The following is a 22,259-nucleotide window of genomic DNA, read 5'->3' as shown; positions in this document are numbered from 1 at the left end:
ACCCCAAAACCCTACAACCCTACAACCCCAAAACCCTACAACCCCAAAACCCTAAAACCCCAAAACCCTAAAACCCTAAAACCCCAACTCCCTAAAACCCCAACTCTCAACTCCTGAATCCTGAATCCTAACCCCACCAACAAACTTTTTCAGCAAACCCTAAATATTTGTAAACTTTTTCGCCTAAGTTACTTTTCTGTGGTACGCAAATCTTTACTGCTCCGACTTGGGGGTTTCTTGGGAAGTGTCATCGTTGTTGGTTTTTGGTTCTTGTCCTTTAAAAATCGTGATAGATCGCCAAAAACCCTCTAAAAACTGATTAAAGGTCGTTTCATTGATTTTACCCGTCACGAGCAATAACACAAAGACAATAAAAGGAAAGATAAAAATAATTGTCAAAACGCTGGTAATATGCTTTGAATCTGGCACAAAATGGGCAAACACCGCAACTATACAAGCAACCACAGCGAAAACCAGCAACAAAGCGAGACCAGGTTTCAGGAGATTGGGATTTTTTGGCTTTTCGGGAGTCATAGGGCGATTTTCTCGGCTTTTGCGGCTACGTTCCTCCCTTATATCGAGATCTCTTGCTCTTTCTGTCTTAGATTCCACCCCTTCTAAGATATCGCGGATATTATATTTGCCGCGCAAACCGGGGAGAGTTGCTTCGACGATACCTTGGCGATCGAGTTCTATCAGATGGAGATAATCGACGGGAACTTCTACTCCGGTGGGTTGTCCCCCTTGCAATTCTCGAATCACTAACTTTTCCTGTACGGCTAAATTAGGGATAGTATCGTGAATTTTATCAAAATCTGCCCTAATAATAGCTAAAAGCGCATTAGCACGGGAACCCTGGGCTTTTATGCTGATATAGTTATCTTCCTCGTCGGCACGCACCAAAGCTTTATTAAGATCCATTGTCAGAACCACACCACTACGCCAACGCATGGTTTTATAGATCATCTGGTGATTACGGACGATAAAGCGGGAAATAATGCTACCGGGCAGGATATCATAACGGTACTGGAAGTGTAAAGGTGCGTTTTCGTAGATATCCACATCCGGTTCATCGATGGGTAGAAGATCGGTGATTAGATAGCGAGCGGGACTGTACCCATCAAGAGGAAAACAGAGTTCAAATTTTCCCATCAAATCCATCAAAAATCGGCGTTTATTTTCGGGATAACGTTGGGGTTGTTTGAGAATATTTGCCAGATCTGGCAGTGAAAGAATGCCCTTTTTTTGCACCATCAAATCGTGATTATTGAGAATATCGTAAACACCGTCAGTTACCCATTCCGGGTTCAGGACATTGGTTTCATTCAGTCGCGGATCATCTTGGTAGTTGAGGACAATACCGAGATCGTGGAGAAACTGCACTAAACTTTTTTGATCGCTGGCCTCTTTAATCTCGGCTGTCTGACACATTTCCTGATACTTTTCGTAGGAAATAAAGTCATAACTCTTTTGCATCGCTTCTAGTTGAGTTTTGATCTGAAACCAACTATTAGGGAATGGATCTTTGATATGGGGAATAGCATCGATTTGAGAGGCGATTTCCTGCACAAGTTGCTCGATTCCCACACCGGTTTTACAGGAAGTGGCGATTAGCTTGGTGATTTGGGGATATTTTTTCCGGAGGGTGCGGATCTTAACTTGGGGGGGATTTTCATCGGCACAATTACCCACGATAATCACGGGAGAATTGCCTCCGTAGGTTTCAATGAGTTTTAACCAGTATTCCAGACGGTTTTGCTGTTCGTTTTTGCGGTTGTCGAGGACAAGCAGATAAAGACTGCGTTTAGTCAGAAAAAACTGATGGGTGGTTTGCATCACTTTCTGACCGCCAAAATCCCAGATATTGAGGCGAATATCCGGTTTTTGGGGCAGTTGCCACTTTTCAAGATTAATGCCGGGGGTCTTGGGTTCTCCGGAATTAAAGGTATTGTGCAGTAACCGCTTTAACAGGGAAGTTTTCCCCACATCCCCCTCCCCCACCAATAAAACTTTAAGCTCATTAAGAGGGCGTTTTTCCCCTTTATACTTGAGATGATTAAAAATCGCCTGCGGGTTGCCATTATCCGATATTATTTTACCCCATCCCTGACGAATAATTTCCGGAGGAACGTTGGTAATCGGGTTATTTTCGAGGACTAATCGCTTCAGGTTGACTAGGTGAGCGAGCGCTTCTGGTATCTCCCTGATTTGGTTATTGCTGAGGTAGAGGTATTGCAGGGAGTTGAGTTGAGCGAGCGCTTCTGGAATCTCCCTGATTTGGTTATTTCTGAGGTCGAGGTCTTGCAGGGAGGTGAGGTGACTGAGCGCTTCTGGTATCTCCCTGATTTGGTTATGGCTGAGGTCGAGGGTTTGCAGGGAGGTGAGGTGAGCGAGCGCTTCTGGTATCTCCCTGATTTGGTTATTGTTGAGGTTGAGGACTTGCAGGGAGGTGAGGTGAGCGAGCGCTTCTGGAATCTCACTAATTTGGTTATTGCTGAGGATGAGGCGCTGCAGGGAGGTGAGTTGAGCGAGCGCTTCTGGTATCTCCCTGATTTGGTTATTGTTGAGGTTGAGTTCTTGCAGGGAGGTGAGATGAGCGAGTGCTTCTGGTATCTCGCTGATTTGGTTATAGCTGAGATAGAGGCGCTGCAGGGAGGTGAGTTGAGGGATTTCGGGGGGAATTTCTGTTAAGTTTCTGCCAGACAGATCCAACTTCTTCGCTCTTTCGTCCTTTGCCTGTTGAATTAACTCTAATACTTCCCGTGCTGTCATTGACCATCCCCCCGCTACTATATTTACTCCATTTTGGCAAAAGATCGGGTTAATGCAACTGGTTGAGACCTCATCAGCTTGAGTTGAGTTTCTGGAGAGTGAACTGAAAACTCGCATCTGATGACCGATAAGGGACTTGCGTGGGAATAATATCCTAGCCAGAAAATCGCTCTGTAGAAGAATCAGACCAGCCAGATGGCATATTATCACAGCGCAAGTCCCTTAGCTGCGGGGACTCTCAAAGGCTCTCCCCCTACTTAGGGTGATCAGCAAACCTGGGCGATCGGAGGGCGCAGGTTCCTTGCGCCCCTACAGTAACGGATTTTGTCCACAATGTAGGGGCGAACTGCGTTCGCCCAAAAGGTACATTAATGTAGGGGCGAACTGCGTTCGCCCAAAAGGTACATTATCAAAGCGCAAGTCCCTAACTGAGTGACTAAAGTTGAGAATTCCCTTAAGATAAAGTAAATAAGTGTAAAGAAACTGAAAGTTAGCCTACACCCTTGCTGAAAAAATTCTCATTGTCTAGAAGTGCTATGCTCAATCGTTTTTGCCGAGGAATCTCGATCGCTCTTGTAATTGGTGTCATTAGCTGTCTGGGTTGGATTATCTGCCCGGATCAAGCTCTAGCGGTGAATAATCCCGAATTACTGCCCAATCAAGCCACTCCGATCGTTGATTTAGCCAATTATCTACCCGCAAAACAGGAAGAGGCATTAATCCAAGATATCGAGACATTTCAAGGGGAAACCGGCTGGAAAATGCGAGTTTTAACCCAATATGACCGCAGCCCCGGCCGAGCAGTGATTAATTTCTGGGGATTGGATGATAAAAGTATTCTCCTAGTGGCCGATGGTCGCGGCGGTAATCTACTATCTTTTAGTATTGGTGATGCCGTCTATGAATTTTTACCCCGCACTTTTTGGATCGAATTACAGGCCCGTTTCGGTAATATGTATTTTGTCCGGGAAAATGGCGAAAATAATGCGATCGTACAATCCTTAGACACGGTAAAAGGCTGTTTAGTTAAAGGTGGTTGTGCGGTAGTCCCCGGTTTACCGAGGGAACAGTGGATTTTAACTTTAATTACCTCAATTGTCGGCGGTTTAGTCTTCGGTTTTGCCGGTATTCCCCGCAAAGAAGGACAGGTTTTCGCTTGGCAATGGGTTTTAATTGTCTCTCCCCTCTGGTTTATCCTCTTTGTTGCTTTTGGCATCGGACCGGTGGTTACTCGCACCAGTGAATTACTGCCCCTTTTCCGCAATTTAATCGGTTTTACCCTGGGAATTTTAGTCGCCTATCTTTCCCCTCGTTTTAATTCCCTCAACGCCTCAAAAACCTAAAAATTAGGGGCTTTTCAGTGATCAGTGATCAGTAATCAGTGAAAAGAAAGTAGCGAAGTTTTTACCTATAAGGGACTTGCGTGGGAATAATATCCCAATCGATCGGAGGGCGCAAGCATTGCGCCCCTACAGTAACGGATTTTGTCCACAATGTAGGGGCGAACTGCGTTCGCCCAAAAGGTACATTATCAAAGCGCAAGTCCCTAACGGATAGCTGACGGCAGCCCCTCATGGTTCGATCGATCTAGCTCTGTTACAATTAGAAACATTGTGGAGTGAGTGAGATAACGTTTATGTGGGTTAATACTCAAAGTGAGATTATTAGTAAGGTTTTGCCGCCAGCAGTACGTCTGTTCTTAAGAACGCAAGTAGAACAGATAGAAGATTTAGAAATGCAGCTGCAAGGTCATGATCGGCAAATTTTGCGCGGTTATATCCCCGGGGTATTTTTAGCCGTAGGAAAAGCGATTTATCAGGGTTTACATCTAGGTAAAGCGCAATTAAGAGGGGAAAATATTCGTCTTAATATCGGGCAGGTTTTGCGAGGGAAACCCCTAAAAATTTTGGAACCTATTCGGGTTAGCGGTGAAGTGGAAATTAACGAGCAGGATTTAAATAATTCGATCGCCTCGACTATTTTAGTTAATGCTTTTGCCGATTTACTAATTTTTTCCCTAGAAAATAACGGAATTGTTAACGCCAGAGAAATTATCTCACAACAGCGTTTTAACTGGAAAAATGTTCTTCTAAATCAGGGTTATTTCTCTCTTCTGGGCCACAGAGAAACAGGTGCAGAAGTAATTTTTAGCGCTGATATTACCCTAGAAGATGCCCGCACTTTAGGGATTAATCCCCGACAATGGCAAGGTTTAGCCCCAGATTTATCTATTGATTTGCAACCTTTTACCGTCGATTTAGGCAAAGATGTGGAGATTAAATCTTTTATTCTTGACGATCAAACTCTTTTCTGTCAGGGAAGTTTTTTGATTTTACCTTAACAATAAACGGGATAATCGCGGGGGATTAACTTGGTTTAACCCCCCAATTATTACGCCGGATTTTGTGCAATTAAAATAATTGTTTGTATTAGTCCAACTAGAAGACCGAGAATACCACCAAGATTAACAATTCCCTGTAATTCTTGTTTAACAATGCCTTGAATAGCATTTTCCAGATCCGCCGGGGAAGTGGCATTTACCCGATCGCGGATTACCTGATCGATGTTGAGAATTGGGATAATTTGGGCGACTAATTTCTCTAAATCTTCCTCTAGATAACGCTCTAAAATTAACGCTAACTCTTGACTAATTACCCCTAATGATGTAGTCATTGACACCGAAGATTGCAGACGATTAATAATTAAATTAGCGATTTGATCCCAGTCGATCGTTTGTCCAAAATCTTGCAGAAATTGTTCGCCACTTTCTTGAATATAAATTCGCACCGTGTCTCTGGTGGTTTTCCGCAATTGTCTGACGGTGGAGATAGGTAAATTTTGTAAAGAGATACTTTGTAACCAGTTTTTCAGACGATTACGCATCTCTAAAGATAGTAATAATTCTTTGATTCTGGTATTAGCTAAATCCTTTTCATCAAGGCAAAAAGTGCGTAAGCGAGCGAGAGCATTGCGTAAACCGAATAAATTGGCTACTACCCAATAGGTTCCACTGGTTTTTTCCCGAAATCCTTCATCGATAACCTGAATATTGCGATCGGTTAAAAAATCGATTAAAGCTAGACGGATAACATCAGCAGGTAAGACGGTTTCTAATAGCCAATCGGAGAATTGTCGCGCCTGTTGTTCACTGAGAGAAAATTCTAAGACTAGGCGATCAAAAATTTGATTGATCTGTTTTTCTAAAAAGTCCTGTCGTCGGGCTAAAACTTTTAGTAATCTCGCTAAAGATTCCCCGAATAAATCGTGAAGAATCGCCGCCAAAATCTCGGCGGTTTTTGCTTGTCGATCGCCTTTTATTTGTTTTAAAGCTAATTGTAACAGCCAGAGTATCGCCCCCTGTACCCTTTCGGTGTCTAGGAGTCGTTTAGCCAGTTTTTGTAGTTCCTCGGGAGTTAACAGGGAACCCATGATCGTATCCGATACCCGGACAGCTAATCGATCTTGATTGCGAGGAATTAACCCCGGGGTAAAGGGAAGAGGACGCTTACCAATATAAATCGCCTTGTAGGGACGAAATAGCATTTTTATGGCTACATCGTTCGTAAAATAGCCAATAATTGCCCCCGCGATCGGCGGTAAGATCCATGTCCAAAGAGTAGGGAGATTCAATTTAGCAGCAAAAAATAAACGGAAATGTCAGTAGGTTATTTCTTCAAGACTAACACTCCCATCAGTCCTGCTAGGAGTGGATAGTGAACAGCGCTGGAAAATCCCGACTGATAGCCTAATTTTACCTGTTCTCGGCCCTGGGGAAAGCGATCGATACTGGGACTAATATAAGCGTACTGGTCAGTTAAACCGTAGCGCTCGGCAGCCGGAACGACGATCTGATCGAGATACCAGTTTTGGAATAATTTGGCGATGGTTTGGGTGGGTTGATGGAAGTCCAGAATCGCCGCTTTAGCGCCCGGTTTCAGGACTCGGTATAATTCCCCCAAAGATTGGGCAATATCCACCACATTGCGTAATCCATAGCCAATAGTGGCACAATCAAAGCTAGAATCGGCAAAGGGTAAATTGAGGGCATCCCCTTCTATCCAGTTAATATTAGTGGCGCTAAAACGTTGACGGGCGATTTTTAATTGTTGTGGGGAAAAATCTAGTCCGATTACTTGGCCGGTTTTACCCACTTGTTTTGATAATAGGTTAGTCAGGTCGCCGCTACCACAACAGATATCGAGGGCAAAATCGCCTTTTTCGGGTTGACACCACTTGACTGTCATTAATTTCCAGACGCGGTGTAATCCTAAACTTAATTCTTGATTAAGTCGGTCATATTCGGGAGCGATCTGATCAAAAATTGCTTGTATTTCTGTGGAGTTAGGTGAGGATTGATTGGACATTTTTATAATATAGCACCAGAGAAAATCCCAGATCAAGTTATAAGTAGTCGTGCAAAATTAATTTCCTAGTCGAGACAGGAGACAGGAGACAGGAGACAGGAGACGGGAGACGGGAGACGGGATACAGCTATTAGGGATCGGATTTGAGTTTTCAGTTCACTGTTTACTCACAGCAGAAGTCTGACGGAGTAGTGGCTTAGATGTGTAATTAATTGTGCTTAGATACTTACCATTCTATCCTATCTGCGCCCAGGGGGATAAGCTTTTGAGCATCCACAGCAGTTATCTTCATGGTGGGAACAGTAGCTTAGGTTACGCTTCATCTATTTGATCATCTCCCGGTCGCAGTTCGATCGAGAGGCCTTCCCGGGCGAGAATAGTTTTAGGGAAAATCTTTCTTACCTGTTCCCCAATGCGATCGAGAAAATCGTCATTATGGGCGGGATCGTGATGAAATAGAACTAACTGCTTAACTTGGGCTGCCTGCGCGATTTTGACTGCCTGCTGCCAAGTGGAATGACCCCAACCCACCTTAGAATACTTAGGATCGTTGTATTCCTCATCGGTGTAGGTAGCATCAATAATCATCACATCCGCTTGCCGGGCTAAAGCCAGAACGTTATCATCAAAGCGATCGGGAAAATGTTCGGTATCGGTAATATAAGCTGCCGATAAACCCCGCCAATTTACCCGATAACCCACCGCTTCCCCTGGATGATTTAAAGGACGGGTTTCGACGCTGACATCGCCATAGTGGAGGGTTTCGCCCATTTCTAGATTATAAAATTCTAAATCGGCCCGCATAATCTGCAAAGGCACGGGAAAATTAGGATGTAACATCTGATCGTGTAATGTTTGCTTGATGGTTGCTCCGTTGGGGGAGGGAACTGCGTAGATATTAAAAGTATTGCCCCTGATAAAAGCAGGGGTAAAAAAAGGAAAACCTTGAATATGATCCCAATGGGAGTGGGTGAAAAATAAATGGGCTTTCGCTGGACTTTCTGCCATCAAAGACTGTCCTAGGATGCGTAACCCTGTACCACCGTCAAAAATTAATCTTTCGCTACCGACTTGCATTTCCACACAGGAAGTATTACCACCATAACGAACGGTTTCCGAACCTGGACAGGGAATACTCCCCCGTACTCCCCAAAATTTGATCTGGAAGCAGTTGTAGGGCATACCAGAAACTCCTCTACTTGTGCTGATGGGATAATATAGCGGTTTTCAGTCTAGTAAGGTATGGTAAATCCCTTGATAGATAGGCGTTTCAGGGTTTCAATCGGGACTCACTTCTGTGAAAACCGCTATAGACCAGATTAGCACTCTTCCACAATTAAGTCTGTGACCTGATGACAAGCACGATGATTTACGATATTGGAAAAGGATTATAGTTTTCGGAAAAGCAAGGTATGGATTTACAGAAATTCTTAGAAAAACTGCCCCAACAGTATCAGGATTGGGGATCGGCTTTAATGTCGCCTATTTCCGAGCAATTAACCATTTTAAGCCAAAAAACCGCCTCCTATCCCGATCGCAATCTCTTTCCCCTGCTCAATCTAGCCGTTGCCTGTCTGCAACCGGACGAGGTTTACTGTCAAATTGGTTGTTTTCGTCGCGGTAGTTTAGTCGCCGCTTTCTGCCATAATAGCGATCGCTGCGGTTATGGCGTAGAGGCTTTTTTTAAATACGATCCATCGGGAGAAAAACTAACTATATTATCTGAGGATTTGGAGGATTTTCAACTATCAGAACAGATATTTTTAAGCGATCAAGAAACGGAAAACTTTTTCGATGATCTGGAAGAATTAAACAGTGAAGAAAAGCTGGGAGTTTATTACTACGATGCCGCCGAAGACTATCGCTCTCTCTTTATCTCCTTACTTTTAGCCAAAAAATTCTGGTCTGATTCCGCTTTAATTATTATCAATAAATGTCATCATCCCGCTCTCCAACAGGCAATAAAAGATTTTACTAAAACCCATCCCCAAGCTCAGATAATTTTAGATGATCAAGTCGCTAATCACGGTTTGCTTGGTTTGACAAATATTTGTTTATTAGCTTGGAATGCTCCCCCAGGGATAACAGCGCTAAAATCCCCGAAAAAACTGGTTTTAAATGTGGGTTGTGGTCCCTATAATCCCGAAGCTTTACCCAAACTATTCCGCGATGGTAATTGGCAAGAAATTCGCCTCGATATCAATACTGCTGTTAACCCCGATATTTTAGGAACGATTACCGATTTAAGTGCCGTTCCCGATAACTCCGTCGATGCGGTTTTTTCTAGTCATAATCTAGAACATATTTATCATTACGAAGTTCCCATCGCACTGGAGGAATTTAAACGCATTCTTAAACCCGAAGGCTTTTTGATGATCGTAGTTCCCGATATGCAAACCGCCGCCGAATTTGTCGCTAGAGGCGATATGGAAAATGAACCTTTGTATATTTCTCCCGGTGGTCCGGTGCGGGCTTTATGGATGTTTTACGGCATGGGAACAGAAGTCCCCGGAATGCCCTATATGGCTCACAAAACCGGTTTTACTTCTCAAAATCTCAACCAAAAATTACAAGAGGCAAATTTTGCCAGAGTCGAGGTAATTCGCACGGAATTTGAATTAGTTGCTTTTGGGTATAAGTGAGGAAAGATTAGCAAAAATTGCCCGCACTTGTGGGGATATTTTTTCCCTTTGATTGATTAAATAAATACTAACGAGGGTTAAAGATACCCCCACCCATTGCAATATACTTAACATCTCACCGAGGAATAAATTCCCGAAAGTGAGGGCAAAAACCGGAGTTAAAAAAGTTAAAGAACTTAAACTGGTTAAATTGCCCTTGGCGGCTAAATAAAAGAATATTCCGTATGCGATCGCACTACCAAAAATCGTGGCATAACTTAAAGCTAACCAACCATTTAAATCTATATTTTGCCATTGATGGGATTCGGTGAAACCTGAAGCTAACAATAGCGGCAATCCTCCTAAAATCATGTGCCATCCGGTGGCGCTGACGGGATCCGCATGACGACAGACAAACCGGATTAACACTGTTCCCACCGCCATGGATAGGGAAGCCAAAAGCATGAGCATTTCGCCGCTATTTAGTAATTCCTGCCAGCTAAAGTCAATATTTACCGCTTTTTGTCCAAAAAAGTCATAAAACCATTGATCGGGCAAGCCAATTAAACTAATTCCCCCAATCCCTAAACCCAATCCCAACCATCCCCAGACACCGATAACTTCTTTAAATAGCCAACTGGACATTAAAGCCACCGCTAGGGGTTGCGAGTCAATAATTACCGATCCTAACCCCGCCCCGGTGCGATTTAATCCCAATGCCAGAAAACCTTGAAAAAGAGTGCCATCCATGAGAGCAAAAAGGGCAATCCATAGCCACGCTTGCAGGGTTTTGGGCTGAGGACGACCTAAAAACCAAGCTACCATTAAAACTAATATTCCGGCGGGAACAAGGCGAATTGCCGCCATAAATAGGGGGGTGGTGTGGGGGATAACACCCTTCATCGCTACCATCGCTGTTCCCCAGAGAAAAAACGGTGAGATAAGTAAGAGGGGCGAGGATTTCTTTAAATCTAAATTTTCCATAGGTAGCGATCGAGTTTTGTAGATAACAAATTTCCCTAATTGTATAGTAGAGACTGGGGATCAGCCCTTAATTCTCCTGACTTTCTCCTAACTGATTTTCCTCTAAATCTGTTATTGGTTTTTCTTCCCCGTAACTGATCCAGATCGCGATCATTCCAGCAATAGGAATGGAGAGAAAAATACCTAATAATCCCGCAATTCTTTCGCCGATAAAGAGGGATAAAAATAAAATTACCGGGTTTAATTCTAGGGCATTGCCCATAACTTTAGGGCGAATAATATTATCTTGAATTTGTACCAAGACAACACAGACAATAAAAGCTTTAACGGCAATTGTTAGTCCTTGGGAGGTAAAAGTCAAGATAGTTACCAACAAAATGCCCAGGGTTGCCCCGATACCCGGGATAGCATCGATAACACCAAGAACACCCGCCAAAACTAGCCCATATTTAATTCCCAATAGGGAAAAACTTAAGAAACTCGTCACCGATAAAAAGAGCATTAACAACAGTTGCCCGCGAATAAATCCCAAGAAACTTTGTCGAAAAGACTGGGCAAAACGCTCCCGGTATGCTGGGGGGAGAAGTTGCAAAAAACCTCGCCAAAGTTTATCACCATCGATGAGCATATAAACACTGATCACCGCCCCGAAAACGCCGGTAAAGACACTGGAAAAAACTCCCTGTACGACCGATAAACCCGTGGCTAAACCAGTTTGTAGGGTTCCCACCATTTTATTCCAATCTAATCGATCGAGAAAGTCTTTAAAGGGTAAAAAATCTTGTTGACCCAAGGCATCGGTAAGATTGAATAGTAGTCCTTTCCCCTGACTAACTGCTTCTAATCCTATGCCTGTGACTAATCTAAATAGGAGGATAAAAGCTACTATGGTGGTAATAGCAATGGCTAGTCCTCTCGGTAGATAACGAGATAACCAAACCACGGGATAATTTAATAGAGCAGCCAGGATCGCTGAACCGGTAAAAATAGCGATCGTCCCGTAGAAATAGTTAATTAAGATAATCAGACTCCAGCCACAGCCAAATAATAATAGATAGCGCACTAGAATCGAGTTATTCAGAGTTTTCCAAAAGGAGCTAGAAGGGGTCATAAATCAAGCCAGAAATAGGATTTTAGCATTTAGAATTGTTTTAACAAAGCTTCCCGCATGACCGAGACGGGGACGGGTTGACCTAACCAGATTTCTAGTGCGATCGCTCCCTGATTAACTAACATTTCTAACCCATCAATAATTCTTATCCCTCTAGTCTGAGCCAACCGGAGAAATTTGGTCGGCCGGGGATTATAAATCAGATCGTAGGCGATCGCCGATGGTGGTAAAAGGTCTAATAATTCTAACTCAACTGGGGATTGTTCGCCCTGGGGAGACATTCCGATGGGGGTAGAATTAATCAGGAGTTCTGTGGTGGATAGCAGCCCCTCTAATTCGTCCCAGCCATGCACTTCTAGGAGGTCATAGAGGCTGGTATTCGCCCAACTTTCTTTAAAAGGATCTAATTTCTTTTGATTGCGTCCTACCACATGAATTTTGCCACAGCCCAACTGGGCGCAAGCCACCACTACCGCCCGGGCAGCGCCGCCATTACCTAAAATAACTGGATTCACCCGACTCCAATCTTTGTCAAGGGATTTCAAGGGAGCGAGAAAGCCATCCACATCGGTATTCGTTCCCTGCCAGCCGGTTTCCGTGCGCCAGACGGTATTAACTGCACCTACTAGCCTTGCTTTCTCGGTAATTTGCGATAATAAGGGAATAATTGCTAATTTATGGGGAATCGTGACGCTAAAACCCTGTAGATCGATGGCGGACAAGCCAGCGATCGCAGTTGCCAAATTTTCTGGGGCGATCGGGAGGGGAAGATAGACATAATTTAGCCCCAAGGCATCGATAGCGGCATTGTGCATGAGGGGAGAAAGAGTATGGCCAATGGGATCGCCGATTACGCCTAATAATTTGGTTTTTCCGTTAATAATGGTCATAAAAAAGGTGGGCTTTCCCCACCAAAGTTTAATCTTAAGGGTAGCCAATGCTCCCCTTACTATACTATTTCTTGATTTCGCGGGCCATTTTCAGAAAAGGATTGATATTGTCATCGTTAGCGCGACGAACGTTATCATTAGCAGCGTTAGCCTTACTATTAGCCTCGGAAGTAGCCGATTTTGCCACAATACCGTTATCGGTGACTTTGCTGACTTCCATAGAAGAAATCTGTTTAATCGATTCGCCACCCTTCTTATTCGAGGCAGTTTTCGGGAAAGTACGTCGGATCGTGATCGGTGTCCGCATAAAGTCGATATTACCGAGAGTTTTAGCGTCATCGGGTTCCAAATAAAAAGCCTCTTTCGGTTCCGGTGCGCTCATATCCATCGGTTCATCGACGTATTTCGTCTTATTGCCAAACAGGCCAAAGAATCCAGCCATTTTCTCGCTCTCCTAAATAAATATATTTACCATAAATTGCTGCTGATTGTTAAATAATATCAATATTTATGACAAAAAGCTAGGTAGGGTTTGCTGAATAAGTCTGTTGGTGGGGTTAGGAGACAGGAGACGGGAGTCAGTATTCAGGAGTCAGTATTCAGGAGTCAGTATTCAGGAGTCAGTATTCAGGAGTCAGGAGATTATTTTTATTTGTTCTCCCCATACCCCAATTCATAATTCATAATTCATAATTCCCCCGCATCCCAATCAACGCTGTTCTAACCTACGACTGGCTAGGGACATAGAATAACAGAAAATCCAGTAAATAAACGCCAAAAATAGATAAACCTCTGGATAATCGCCGATAAATTTCGGATTAGCCAAAACCGATCCTGCCATACCCAAGAGGTCCACCAGTCCCACGATCGCCAGTAGGGAAGTATCCTTAAATAAACTGATAAATTGACCAACAATAGCGGGAATGACCGCTTTTAAAGCTTGGGGTAGAACGATCAATAATAAAACGAAAATCGGTTTTAAACCCAAAGCTCTGGCCGCTTCAATTTGACCCTTGGGAATCGCTTGTAAACCACCCCGGACATTTTCGGCCAGATAGGCTGCCGCAAAAAGGGTAAATCCGGCGATCGCTCTGATCACCCGTTCCGGTCTGGTTCCGGCGGGTAAAATTAAAGGTAACATCACCTGAGCCATGAATAAAATTCCCAACAAAGGTAAACCGCGCAATAATTCGATATAGCCAATAGATAGCCAACGAATTGCCGGTAATTCACTCTGTCTCCCTAGGGCCAATAATACCCCCAAGGGGAAAGATAAAATCATACTTGCGATCGCTACTAATAAAGTTAAGATTAAACCACTGAGATCATCGAGGGGAATTGCCTTTAAAAATAATCCCCCCAATAGTAACCAAGCAATTAAAGGTAAAGTCAATAACCAAATCAATCCCCACCAGCGCTGCAGAAAAGCGGGACAATCGGGGAAGCGACCCCGGTTTAATTGCCAAGAAAACAGCGATAAAGCCGCAATTATCGTTAAAATCAGCCAAATTCGCCATATTGACTGTTCTGGATAACGACCGACTACGAATAAACCGAGATTTTCCGTCACTACAGCCCATTTTGCCTGATTTATCGCCCAATCGAGAAAACTTAAGCCACCCCAGAGGCTGAGAAATAGACCCGCAAGGGTTAAGATGACGTTGTACCAAGTGTTAAAGAGATTTTTTCTTAACCAGAGTCCCATAAAATTCCCTAACCTCCACAGTGGTGATCATTGTACTTTTTCAGTACAATGGTGCTAAGTAGGAAGGCGCAATTATTTGTAGGATGGGTTAGCGGTAGCGTAACCCATGCGGGCGTTGGGTTTCATGCTTCAACCCAACCTACGTTCATCTTATATTTAATTCCACCCACCCACTTATTAGAAAAATTCAGACTGATTTTCGACCATGAACAGTTGCATTTTAATGGCTAAAATTGTCCGTCGTCCCGAATTACGTTATACCCAAGATAATCAAACTCCCTACGCTCAAATGTTAGTCGAGTTTTCTCCCAATCGTGCCGAGGCAACCCCGGCTAATTTAAGGGCCGTAGCTTGGGGAAATTTAGCCTCAGAAGTCGCTCAGAACTATAATGAAGGCGATCGGGTAATTTTGGAAGGTCGTCTCTCCATGCAGACGATCGATCGTCCCGAAGGTTTTAAGGAAAAACGGGCCGAATTAGTCATTAGTCATCTCTATCATCTTGACGGTAGCGTGAGTAGCGGTGAAATGACGGCCCCGACTCCAGAAAAAGTCGTGCCAATCAATACCCACAAATCGAATAAAACCCCGGTGGAAAAACCTGTCGCACCTGTCTCCACCGGGGACTTTGAATACGACGCATCCTATGAACTTTCTAATCCTTCCGCTTGGCAACCTTCTGACACACCAGTGGAGGAAAATTTAGACGATATTCCTTTCTAACTACCCCAACAGATTTAATGGCTCTTCTCGATTTTGTCTGATAATTTTTGCTTATGGAATCGTGAAATGCTTATCGGGCAAGATTTTCAGCGCTATTTTGACGGATATTCTATCAGTATAGACCTCGTTTTCACACAGAAACCAGAAGAGCCAAAGCTTTAACCGAGATCTGGCAGGCTAGAAAAAAATATGCGTGAGGATGTCTCAATGCAAATTACCCTGAACCTACCGGATAAACTCAGCCAAGCCGAAACCTTTAACCAAGGCGACTGGCTTCGGGAGATTGCCATTGCGCTGTTTCAGCAAGAGCGGATTTCCCTCAGTCGCGCCAGTAAAATTGCCGGGATGGAAGTCATGGACTTTCAAAAACTGCTGGCAGATCGCGGTATTTGTGTTCACTACGATGTAGAAGACTTTGAGCAGGATGTTCAACATCTGCGCGATCGAGGCTGGCTATGATCGTCGTCAGCGATACCTCTGCCCTTTGCAATCTGGCGATTATCGATCATCTCTGGTTGCTAGAGTCAATTTACCAAACCGTGTTAGCGAAATTTTGAACCCTATGACCGAATCCGACACACTGCGCCACAATCCCTCACGGAAGGCGATAGGTCGCCTGAGAAGCAGTAAAACAGGGGAAAATACCTGAGACTCCTTCCCCTGTGAATCCCTAAGCCAAGGAGAAGAATATAAAGATTTATTAAATTGTAGCTTAGGATACAGTTATGGGGGTAGTGTATGCTATATGATGTCGCCTCTTCCTCTCCCATGTGTCGAGTTCGGGATCCCCAATGATGAATCTGTACCCAACCCATGTCAGAATTTTACGCGTGTAGAACAATAAAAAGTTCAGGTATATACCCCAAAATAGTCCTACTGTTCACTAATTTTACTTTCAGCGAGAATTTCTTGGAGGACGGGGGATAAATTGCTAGTTAAACGGCCGGCTCGAATAAATTCAGCGTAGGTATCAGCTTCGATATCTAGGAGGGTTTCCCGAAGTTGTTCCATTGTTAATAGTTGTAATTGGGGATAACTATCGTTGAGAGATTGTATTTCCGCTTCTACAGTCTTTAACTTTTCTTTGACGAGATGCTGCTCATAACTAAAAAATTCGGGGGCAACATCGGGAGATTTATCTAACTTAGAAAGATAGTCCAAAACCCTTTTTAAAGCTACCCTTCGGGCTAAAAGTTCCGCATAGTTTTCTCGAATTGGTTGATCACCGATCAAGTCTAATCTCGATAGGAAAGTTTGAATAGTTAATCCCTGAACCAAAAGGGTAAAGAGAACAACTCCGAAAACTATATCGATGATATCCTGACGATTAGGAAAAATAACTGGCACACTCAAAGCTAGGGCAATAGAAACGGAACCACGCAAACCTCCCCACCATAAAACCGTTTTTTCTCGCCAATTAATTTTAGTTTCCATCAAGGCATTACTAACAGTTCCTAAAGCAAAGGTAGCCAGAAAACGGGCCGCTACCACGGCGGCGATCGTGATAAAAATTAAATTGAGATTATCGGCTAAACTGGAGAGACGGATCTGATCGCCGATGAGGAGAAAAACGATCGAATTAACAAAAAAAGCGAGAAACTCCCAGAATTCCGTGACTAATAGGCGAGTACGGGGACTCATGCTGATTCTAGAGCCAAAATTACCCAAAATAATCCCCGTAGTCACCACTCCGATTACCCCCGAACCCCCGAACTCCTCGGTTAATAAATAAGCACCGTAAGCAGACACAAGAGTTAAAGACTGTTCCACTAGGGGTAAATCGAGACGTTGAGTCAGATAGGAAATACCAAAACCCACTAAACAACCCACTGCCACCCCGATACCGATAAAAGCGGCAATCCGGCTAATGGTTGTCTCTAAGGATAGACCACTAGCACCGAGGGGAATTTCCACCAAAAGAGCAAAAGCGACCACAGCGACCCCATCATTAAATAAGCTTTCCCCTTCCAAAAGCACGGTGAGTTTTTTACTGGCCCCCAATTCGCGAAAAAGAGCGACAACAGCGACGGGATCCGTAGAAGAAAGGCTCGCACCCACTAATAATGCCGTAAATAGGGGTAAATTGGTCAATTCATCGAGGGTAAAACCAACCCCGAAAATCGAGATAATTACGCCGACAATAGCGAAAAGACTGACGGGAATCCAATTATCCTTCAGATCTCGCCAGCGGGTATTCCAAGCGGCTTCAAATAGCAAAGGGGGCAGAAAAATTTCTAGAATCAGTTCGGGGGATAGGTTCACCAGACGGATATCGATGAAAGCTAAACCTAAACCGACTATCACTAACAATAGGGTGTAAGGAATTTGGCGAAACCAGCTAAAAATCCTCGAAACCGTGGCCACACTCAGGGAAACGGACAAAACAATTAGAAATTGTTCTAAATTTTGCTTAATGACTTCATCGGTAGCGGATTCTAAACTCATTGGGTGGGAGGCAATCGGTGAGCGGACGTGCAAGAAAAGAACAATCTCAATTATTATTACACTTTAGAACCAGTGATTTTTTCTCCTAAACCCAAGTTTTTCTGCTGGCAATTCCTTTTATCTATGTCCTTGACTATGCCTCAGTCTGCCGAGTCCTCCACGGGTGAGGATTTACCCCTAGCTATCTCACCCAGTAACGAGCAGTTAGAGAGTATTAATAGCTATTTAAACCTGATTTTGGTCGCTTTAGTCTCTCTAGCTAATTTAGACTCCGATTCTATCACCCAAGCAGCCCAGGAATTAGCCTTAGATCTGGATACAAGCGATCGCCTAGCTGCCCACTACTGGCAACCCCAGTCAAAACTTTCCCTAGCGGACATCCGTTCTCTAGTTCTCCTCCTCTGTCATCTAGCCCAAAAAAAGCAAGAGTTAATCCGTCGCGCTGTAATTCTCTTGGAACAAGTGGGAACTCAAGGACAAGAACCGGTCAAAACCACACTTTTGGGCAATTATATCGATAATTTTCGCTTAAAATACCCAGAAATATCGGAAAATAATCTCAGCGATTCTAGCCTGATTTCCCTAGCCTGGAAATTATTAATCGATTTATTTTTCTACAGCAGCCCCCGCAGTCATCTCCTTCTCTGGCACACCCTTTTGGCAAGTAAAAAGTAAAAAGGCTATCAGTCATCAGTTATCAGTTATCAGTTATCAGTTATCAGTTATCAGTTATCAGTTATCAGTTATCAGTTATCAGATGTAAGTTTTCAGATGTAAGTTTTCAGATGTAAGTTATCAGATGTAAGTTTTCAGTTCACTGATTACTGTTTACTGGACGGCTACGCCGTGCCTTTGGCAACACTGAAAAAAAGCTTCCCAGTTCATAATTCATAATTCATAATTCATAATTTATAATTCCCACGGATAACTAAAAATGAGTAATCTAATTCGCAAATATACACCCCCCACCTGTACCCTAGAAATTTGGGGAAATAGTTCGCCTCTAGCGGTTTGGCTAGGTAAAAATGTCTTAAAGGATGCCCACTTTCAATTGCGCTTTGATGATCCTAGATTGAGTGAGGAAAAACAGGTGACGATCAAAGGCGATCGCACACAATTACAACTCCTAGGGGAAATTGTCGCTAATTATGTGCAGAATTTACTCTCTAGTCCCGTTTCTAGCCTCTCTTTCGTGGCTAGTGGTTCCCCCGAAAGTCATCTTCCCTCCTTACCCTCTCTCCATTGTCAGGGACTTCTCCAGCATCAATTATTTTTAGGTTCCCTGCTAACCGATCGAGATAAACAGGAGATTGAATTAACCACATCGCAATTATTCGACCTAGCCAATGCTTTAGGGGAATATAACCATGAAAGCCCCCTAATACCCCCTTTAATTCGCCAGAAAACTCGAAAGAATACCCTGATCTGGACGGGATTAATCGCTTCAGCCCTAATAACTATCGGGGGAATAGCGATCGCATTTTATCAACAGCAAGAACTAGCCAACAATGATTTAACCACCGATCCCAATAGTGCCAAGATTCCCCAACCCTTGCCAACGCTGCCTTTACCCCCCACGGGAACAGCCGCCCCAAACCCGCAGTTACCAGCAAATTTGGGCAATAAAACCCCTTTACCGCCGCCGCCGCCCGTGGCAACCGTTCCAGCCCCAGTTCGTCCCTCTAGCGTCCCCCTAGTGATTCCGCCGTCCACTTTACCGCCGCCACCAGTCACAGGTTCACTCCCTGGCGGCACGGCGATCATAATTGAACCGAATAATCAGAACATCCCGATTACTGCCCCCCCCGTCACCAGCGCTCAGGGTACAAATGCACTAGCAAATGTCCCCCCCACCACGATGAATCCGAGTCCAGCACCGCCAAAATTGCCCAATTTACCGCCTCTAAGCCCTGTTAACCCCGAAAATGTCAATTTAGACTCCAAACCGCCCACAAGTACCGCTAAAGCCCCAGAGACGAACTTACTAGATACAATTCCCCAAGTGGCAGAAACCAGAGAATATTTTCAGTCCCGTTGGCAACCCCCGGAAAGTCTCAAGCATACTCTAGAGTACCGTTTGGTCTTAAATCAGGATGGTTCCCTAAAACAGATTATTCCCCTGGGACAGGCGGCGAAAATCTATCTCGATCGCACTAATATGCCCCTGCTCAATCAACCTTTCGTGTCTCCCCTCGATATCTCTGGTAATCCTCAATTGCGTCTAGTTCTTGGTTCTGATGGCACGGTGCGGACTTTTATGGAACAGTAATAGGCTGTACTGCATTTAAGTAGCTGGTTATAATTAAATTAAAAATGGATTTTAGGTTCGATCCCCCCTGCCCCCCTTAATAAGGGGGGTGCCGATCCCCCCTTAATCCCCCCTTAATAAGGGGGGCATCTGATAATTTTTAACGCCTACCTACTTAATTAACAATAATCTCGTCGGTGCTGTCGGGTTGGTTCATTTCCGTTAGGGTTTGCCAACCGGATTGCCAGAGGTTCGCGTCTTGCAACTGTTTAGCATTAATCCAGAAGCGGACAGTCGGATCGCAGGAAGCGACTAATTCGGCAAAAACCCATTGACCGCGATTTTGACGATTGACCACTTGAAAATGTCGCCAGCCCCATGTTTTTTGTTTTGCCGTCCATTTTGATCCCAAGAGATGGGGATACTTCTGTTTTTTGGGCATAAAAGTTAAAACACCTGAGTTCGGGATAGGCTAAAACCCTTATATTATCCTAGTTTGCCAACCCGATTCTTTTCTGGAAGCCAAGGATGGGCATAAAAGTTAAAACACCTGAGTTCGGGATAGGCTAAAACCCTTATATTATCCTAGTTTGCCAACCCGATTCTTTTCTGGAAGCCAAGGAGAGGAAAAATTATCGGGGCGCTTAAGTGCGCCCCAGTTTTGGCTAATAACCGCGCCAAACACCAACCAAAACCCCTTGCACTTGTACTTGTTCAGTATTGGCTGTAATTGGTTGATATTTTTGATTGGAGGGTTGGAGAGTGATGATTTCTCCTTCTTGGTAGAAACGTTTTAAAGTAGTGCCGTGGCCTTCGACTCTGGCGGCGACGATTTCTCCATTGGACACCGCTTCATTACCCGTGAGAGAACGCATAATCACCAGATCCCCATCGGCAATATGATCCTCGATCATACTGTCTCCGGAAACGCGCAGAGCATAACAGTCTTGACTGCGTTGCAACAGGTTAGAAAGATCGAGTTTTTCTTCCACATCGGTGAAGGGTTCCACTAAACCACCAGCAGCGATCACACCTAGAACTGGTAAACCTTGCACTGGTTGTTTGAGAATCCGCAGAGTGCGTGCTTTTCCTTCTGTCCAATCAATATAGCCTTTGGTGCGTAAACGTTCTAAACGGCTTTGAATCGGTGCGGGAGAGCGTAAATTCATTGCTCGCATCATTTGCCGGATGGAAGGGGCGTGCTGAGTAGTGCGAATGTACTCAATTAGCCAGTCGTACAACTCCTGTTGCGCTTGAGTAAGGGATTCGAGGTTAGTCATGATCTATTTTCCTATCCTTGGGTTAAGATAATTTGTACTTTAGTTCATTTGTGTTTAACCTAGTACATCTTAACTTCATCGGCCGACTAAATCAACTGATTATTAGATCTCTTGCGAAAATCAAAAATTGTCGTGCTTGGTTAGGAGACTCCGAGACAGGAGACTCCGAGACAGGAGACTCCGAGACAGGGGATTATTTCTATTTATTCTTCCGACACCCCACACCCCACACCCCACACCCTGCCCCCAGGAAAAACTTTTTGCCGCAAACCCTAATTAAGATGATTAACGTTGAACAAGTGGGGGGCCAGTGCAACTCGCCCGTTCGAGATAGCTCTCTCCAAATCGTCCATTCCACCCTAGGCCGACTGCGGGTGCGCTTGGCTTGGCTGAGATGCTATCCCTCCTTCCGGCACAGGAGCGGCAGCGCAACGCTGGCCAGTGGCAGCAAAGAACCCCGCCGAGTCCCTGCAAACCACTCTAGAGCGGGGTGCCACTGAATTGATCGGCGAAACCTTCAACAGGCATGGCCAGCTTTGTGGTGGGTGGCTCTCTGCAAGGGCCCGCTAGGCTCTCTTTTTGGGGGAGTCATCGGCGGTGCTATCGGCGGACAAGTCGGAGAGGAATGGTGGTCCCGGCAGCGGGCAGACCTGGAAAAAATCACCCCCCAGGCAGGGGCGCAGTCAACTTGAACGAGTTTTGGGCAATTAGTCAATAATACAGGTTAAACTGTTAGTGAAAATCGCCGATCGAGCGGTATAGAGATAGTAAATTAGTGATTATGGATTTAGAAGCTTTGTTGTTAGGCATCGAGCCAGTGGCGGCACTGGGCGTTGGGGCAGCAGCTCTGGCTCTGGCCCCTCTCATTGGTGCTTTGGGTAATCCAGAGGTAGGAAAGTCTCTAGCAGAGTCCGGCCGCGACCTCACCAAAAGTGGCATTAAATGGGGACTAGAAACGTTTGAGAAGGTGCAAGAAACTGTGGCTGAAGCCAGTGAGTCCTGGAATGATCTGGTAGCAGAAGCCGAGGCAGAAATTAGGACTGCCAAGAGTTCAGCCAAGCCCGATACACCCACAGAAGTGGAAATTACCGAATAATGACCCAACCCGGTAGCTCCGG

Annotated in this window: 20 protein-coding genes; 8 read left to right on the top strand and 12 right to left on the bottom strand. The window is 44.5% G+C overall.

Annotation, left to right across the window (positions count from 1 at the left end):
- Positions 1-213 precede the first annotated feature (213 nt).
- Positions 214-2,772 carry a leucine-rich repeat protein gene (locus tag IQ234_RS00475; protein ID WP_193955614.1) on the bottom strand — a complete coding sequence of 853 codons (2,559 nt, stop codon included), beginning with the start codon at positions 2,770-2,772 and terminating at the stop codon, positions 214-216.
- A 536-nt stretch (positions 2,773-3,308) separates the two neighbouring features.
- On the opposite strand from IQ234_RS00475, the gene IQ234_RS00470 reads away from it, so the two are divergent.
- Both IQ234_RS00470 and IQ234_RS00465 read left to right on the top strand, forming a co-directional pair.
- Positions 3,309-4,115: a TPM domain-containing protein gene (locus IQ234_RS00470; protein ID WP_193955613.1), complete on the top strand. Its 807-nt coding sequence runs from the start codon at positions 3,309-3,311 to the stop codon at positions 4,113-4,115.
- 293 nt (positions 4,116-4,408) lie between these two features.
- Entirely contained in the window at positions 4,409-5,113 is a 705-nt protein-coding gene (locus IQ234_RS00465) for a DUF2993 domain-containing protein (protein ID WP_193955612.1), read from the top strand.
- 50 nt (positions 5,114-5,163) lie between these two features.
- Here the strand turns inward: IQ234_RS00465 and IQ234_RS00460 are convergent, their stop codons facing one another.
- The 3 genes from IQ234_RS00460 to IQ234_RS00450 all read right to left on the bottom strand — a co-directional run bounded on the left by IQ234_RS00460 (position 5,164) and on the right by IQ234_RS00450 (position 8,318).
- Entirely contained in the window at positions 5,164-6,402 is a 1,239-nt protein-coding gene (locus IQ234_RS00460) for a DUF445 domain-containing protein (RefSeq protein WP_193955611.1), read from the bottom strand.
- Between the two features lie 35 nt (positions 6,403-6,437).
- Entirely contained in the window at positions 6,438-7,136 is a 699-nt protein-coding gene (gene ubiE, locus IQ234_RS00455; RefSeq protein ID WP_193955610.1) for a bifunctional demethylmenaquinone methyltransferase/2-methoxy-6-polyprenyl-1,4-benzoquinol methylase UbiE, read from the bottom strand.
- Positions 7,137-7,448: 312 nt separating this feature from the next.
- On the bottom strand, positions 7,449-8,318 hold the full coding sequence (locus IQ234_RS00450) for an MBL fold metallo-hydrolase (protein ID WP_193955609.1): 870 nt from the start codon (positions 8,316-8,318) through the stop codon (positions 7,449-7,451).
- 230 nt (positions 8,319-8,548) lie between these two features.
- Between IQ234_RS00450 and IQ234_RS00445 the strand changes: the two genes are divergently transcribed.
- Positions 8,549-9,778, top strand: a complete 1,230-nt coding sequence (locus IQ234_RS00445) for a class I SAM-dependent methyltransferase (protein ID WP_193955608.1) — start codon at positions 8,549-8,551, stop codon at positions 9,776-9,778.
- Here the strand turns inward: IQ234_RS00445 and IQ234_RS00440 are convergent.
- From IQ234_RS00440 to IQ234_RS00420, 5 genes are all read right to left on the bottom strand, one after another.
- Positions 9,755-10,741: a DMT family transporter gene (locus tag IQ234_RS00440; protein ID WP_193955607.1), complete on the bottom strand. Its 987-nt coding sequence runs from the start codon at positions 10,739-10,741 to the stop codon at positions 9,755-9,757. The two genes, IQ234_RS00445 and IQ234_RS00440, sit on opposite strands and share 24 nt — an antisense overlap.
- A 67-nt stretch (positions 10,742-10,808) precedes the next feature.
- Positions 10,809-11,852 (bottom strand): AI-2E family transporter, encoded by a 1,044-nt coding sequence (locus IQ234_RS00435; RefSeq protein WP_193955606.1) that lies wholly within the window; start codon positions 11,850-11,852, stop codon positions 10,809-10,811.
- A gap of 29 nt (positions 11,853-11,881) precedes the next feature.
- The gene (locus tag IQ234_RS00430; RefSeq protein ID WP_193955605.1) at positions 11,882-12,742 is read right to left on the bottom strand and encodes a shikimate dehydrogenase; all 861 of its coding nucleotides are present in this window, start codon (positions 12,740-12,742) and stop codon (positions 11,882-11,884) included.
- 64 nt (positions 12,743-12,806) lie between these two features.
- On the bottom strand, positions 12,807-13,184 hold the full coding sequence (locus tag IQ234_RS00425; RefSeq protein ID WP_002754350.1) for a hypothetical protein: 378 nt from the start codon (positions 13,182-13,184) through the stop codon (positions 12,807-12,809).
- Positions 13,185-13,451: 267 nt separating this feature from the next.
- The gene (locus IQ234_RS00420; protein WP_193955604.1) at positions 13,452-14,447 is read right to left on the bottom strand and encodes an amino acid ABC transporter permease; all 996 of its coding nucleotides are present in this window, start codon (positions 14,445-14,447) and stop codon (positions 13,452-13,454) included.
- A gap of 205 nt (positions 14,448-14,652) precedes the next feature.
- Here IQ234_RS00420 and IQ234_RS00415 point away from each other — a divergent pair, with 205 nt between their 5' ends.
- Together IQ234_RS00415 and IQ234_RS00410 are read left to right on the top strand one after the other, a co-directional pair.
- A complete protein-coding gene (locus IQ234_RS00415) occupies positions 14,653-15,168 on the top strand; it encodes a single-stranded DNA-binding protein (protein WP_193955603.1) in 516 nt (171 codons plus the stop codon).
- Between the two features lie 207 nt (positions 15,169-15,375).
- Complete coding sequence (locus tag IQ234_RS00410; protein WP_193955618.1) at positions 15,376-15,627, top strand: UPF0175 family protein; 252 nt, start codon at positions 15,376-15,378, stop codon at positions 15,625-15,627.
- A 414-nt stretch (positions 15,628-16,041) separates the two neighbouring features.
- On the opposite strand, the gene IQ234_RS00400 is transcribed toward IQ234_RS00410, so the two are convergent.
- Positions 16,042-17,613, bottom strand: a complete 1,572-nt coding sequence (locus IQ234_RS00400; protein WP_002788720.1) for a Na+/H+ antiporter — start codon at positions 17,611-17,613, stop codon at positions 16,042-16,044.
- A 135-nt stretch (positions 17,614-17,748) separates the two neighbouring features.
- Between IQ234_RS00400 and IQ234_RS00395 the strand changes: the two genes are divergently transcribed.
- Positions 17,749-18,288: a DUF3038 domain-containing protein gene (locus tag IQ234_RS00395; protein WP_193955617.1), complete on the top strand. Its 540-nt coding sequence runs from the start codon at positions 17,749-17,751 to the stop codon at positions 18,286-18,288.
- A 259-nt stretch (positions 18,289-18,547) separates the two neighbouring features.
- Positions 18,548-19,882, top strand: a complete 1,335-nt coding sequence (locus IQ234_RS00390; protein WP_193955602.1) for a DUF4335 domain-containing protein — start codon at positions 18,548-18,550, stop codon at positions 19,880-19,882.
- A gap of 154 nt (positions 19,883-20,036) precedes the next feature.
- Here the strand turns inward: IQ234_RS00390 and IQ234_RS00385 are convergent, their stop codons facing one another.
- Positions 20,037-20,303: a TIGR02450 family Trp-rich protein gene (locus tag IQ234_RS00385; RefSeq protein WP_002800208.1), complete on the bottom strand. Its 267-nt coding sequence runs from the start codon at positions 20,301-20,303 to the stop codon at positions 20,037-20,039.
- 223 nt (positions 20,304-20,526) lie between these two features.
- Entirely contained in the window at positions 20,527-21,141 is a 615-nt protein-coding gene (gene lexA, locus IQ234_RS00380) for a transcriptional repressor LexA (protein WP_052277896.1), read from the bottom strand.
- A gap of 781 nt (positions 21,142-21,922) precedes the next feature.
- Between lexA and IQ234_RS00375 the strand changes: the two genes are divergently transcribed.
- On the top strand, positions 21,923-22,237 hold the full coding sequence (locus tag IQ234_RS00375) for a DUF5132 domain-containing protein (protein ID WP_193955601.1): 315 nt from the start codon (positions 21,923-21,925) through the stop codon (positions 22,235-22,237).
- The last annotated feature ends 22 nt before the right edge of the window (positions 22,238-22,259 follow it).

This window comes from Microcystis aeruginosa LEGE 91341, from assembly GCF_015206885.1.
Taxonomy (GTDB): Bacteria; Cyanobacteriota; Cyanobacteriia; order Cyanobacteriales; family Microcystaceae; genus Microcystis; species Microcystis aeruginosa_H.
This window is presented reverse-complemented; position numbering and strand designations above follow the sequence as displayed.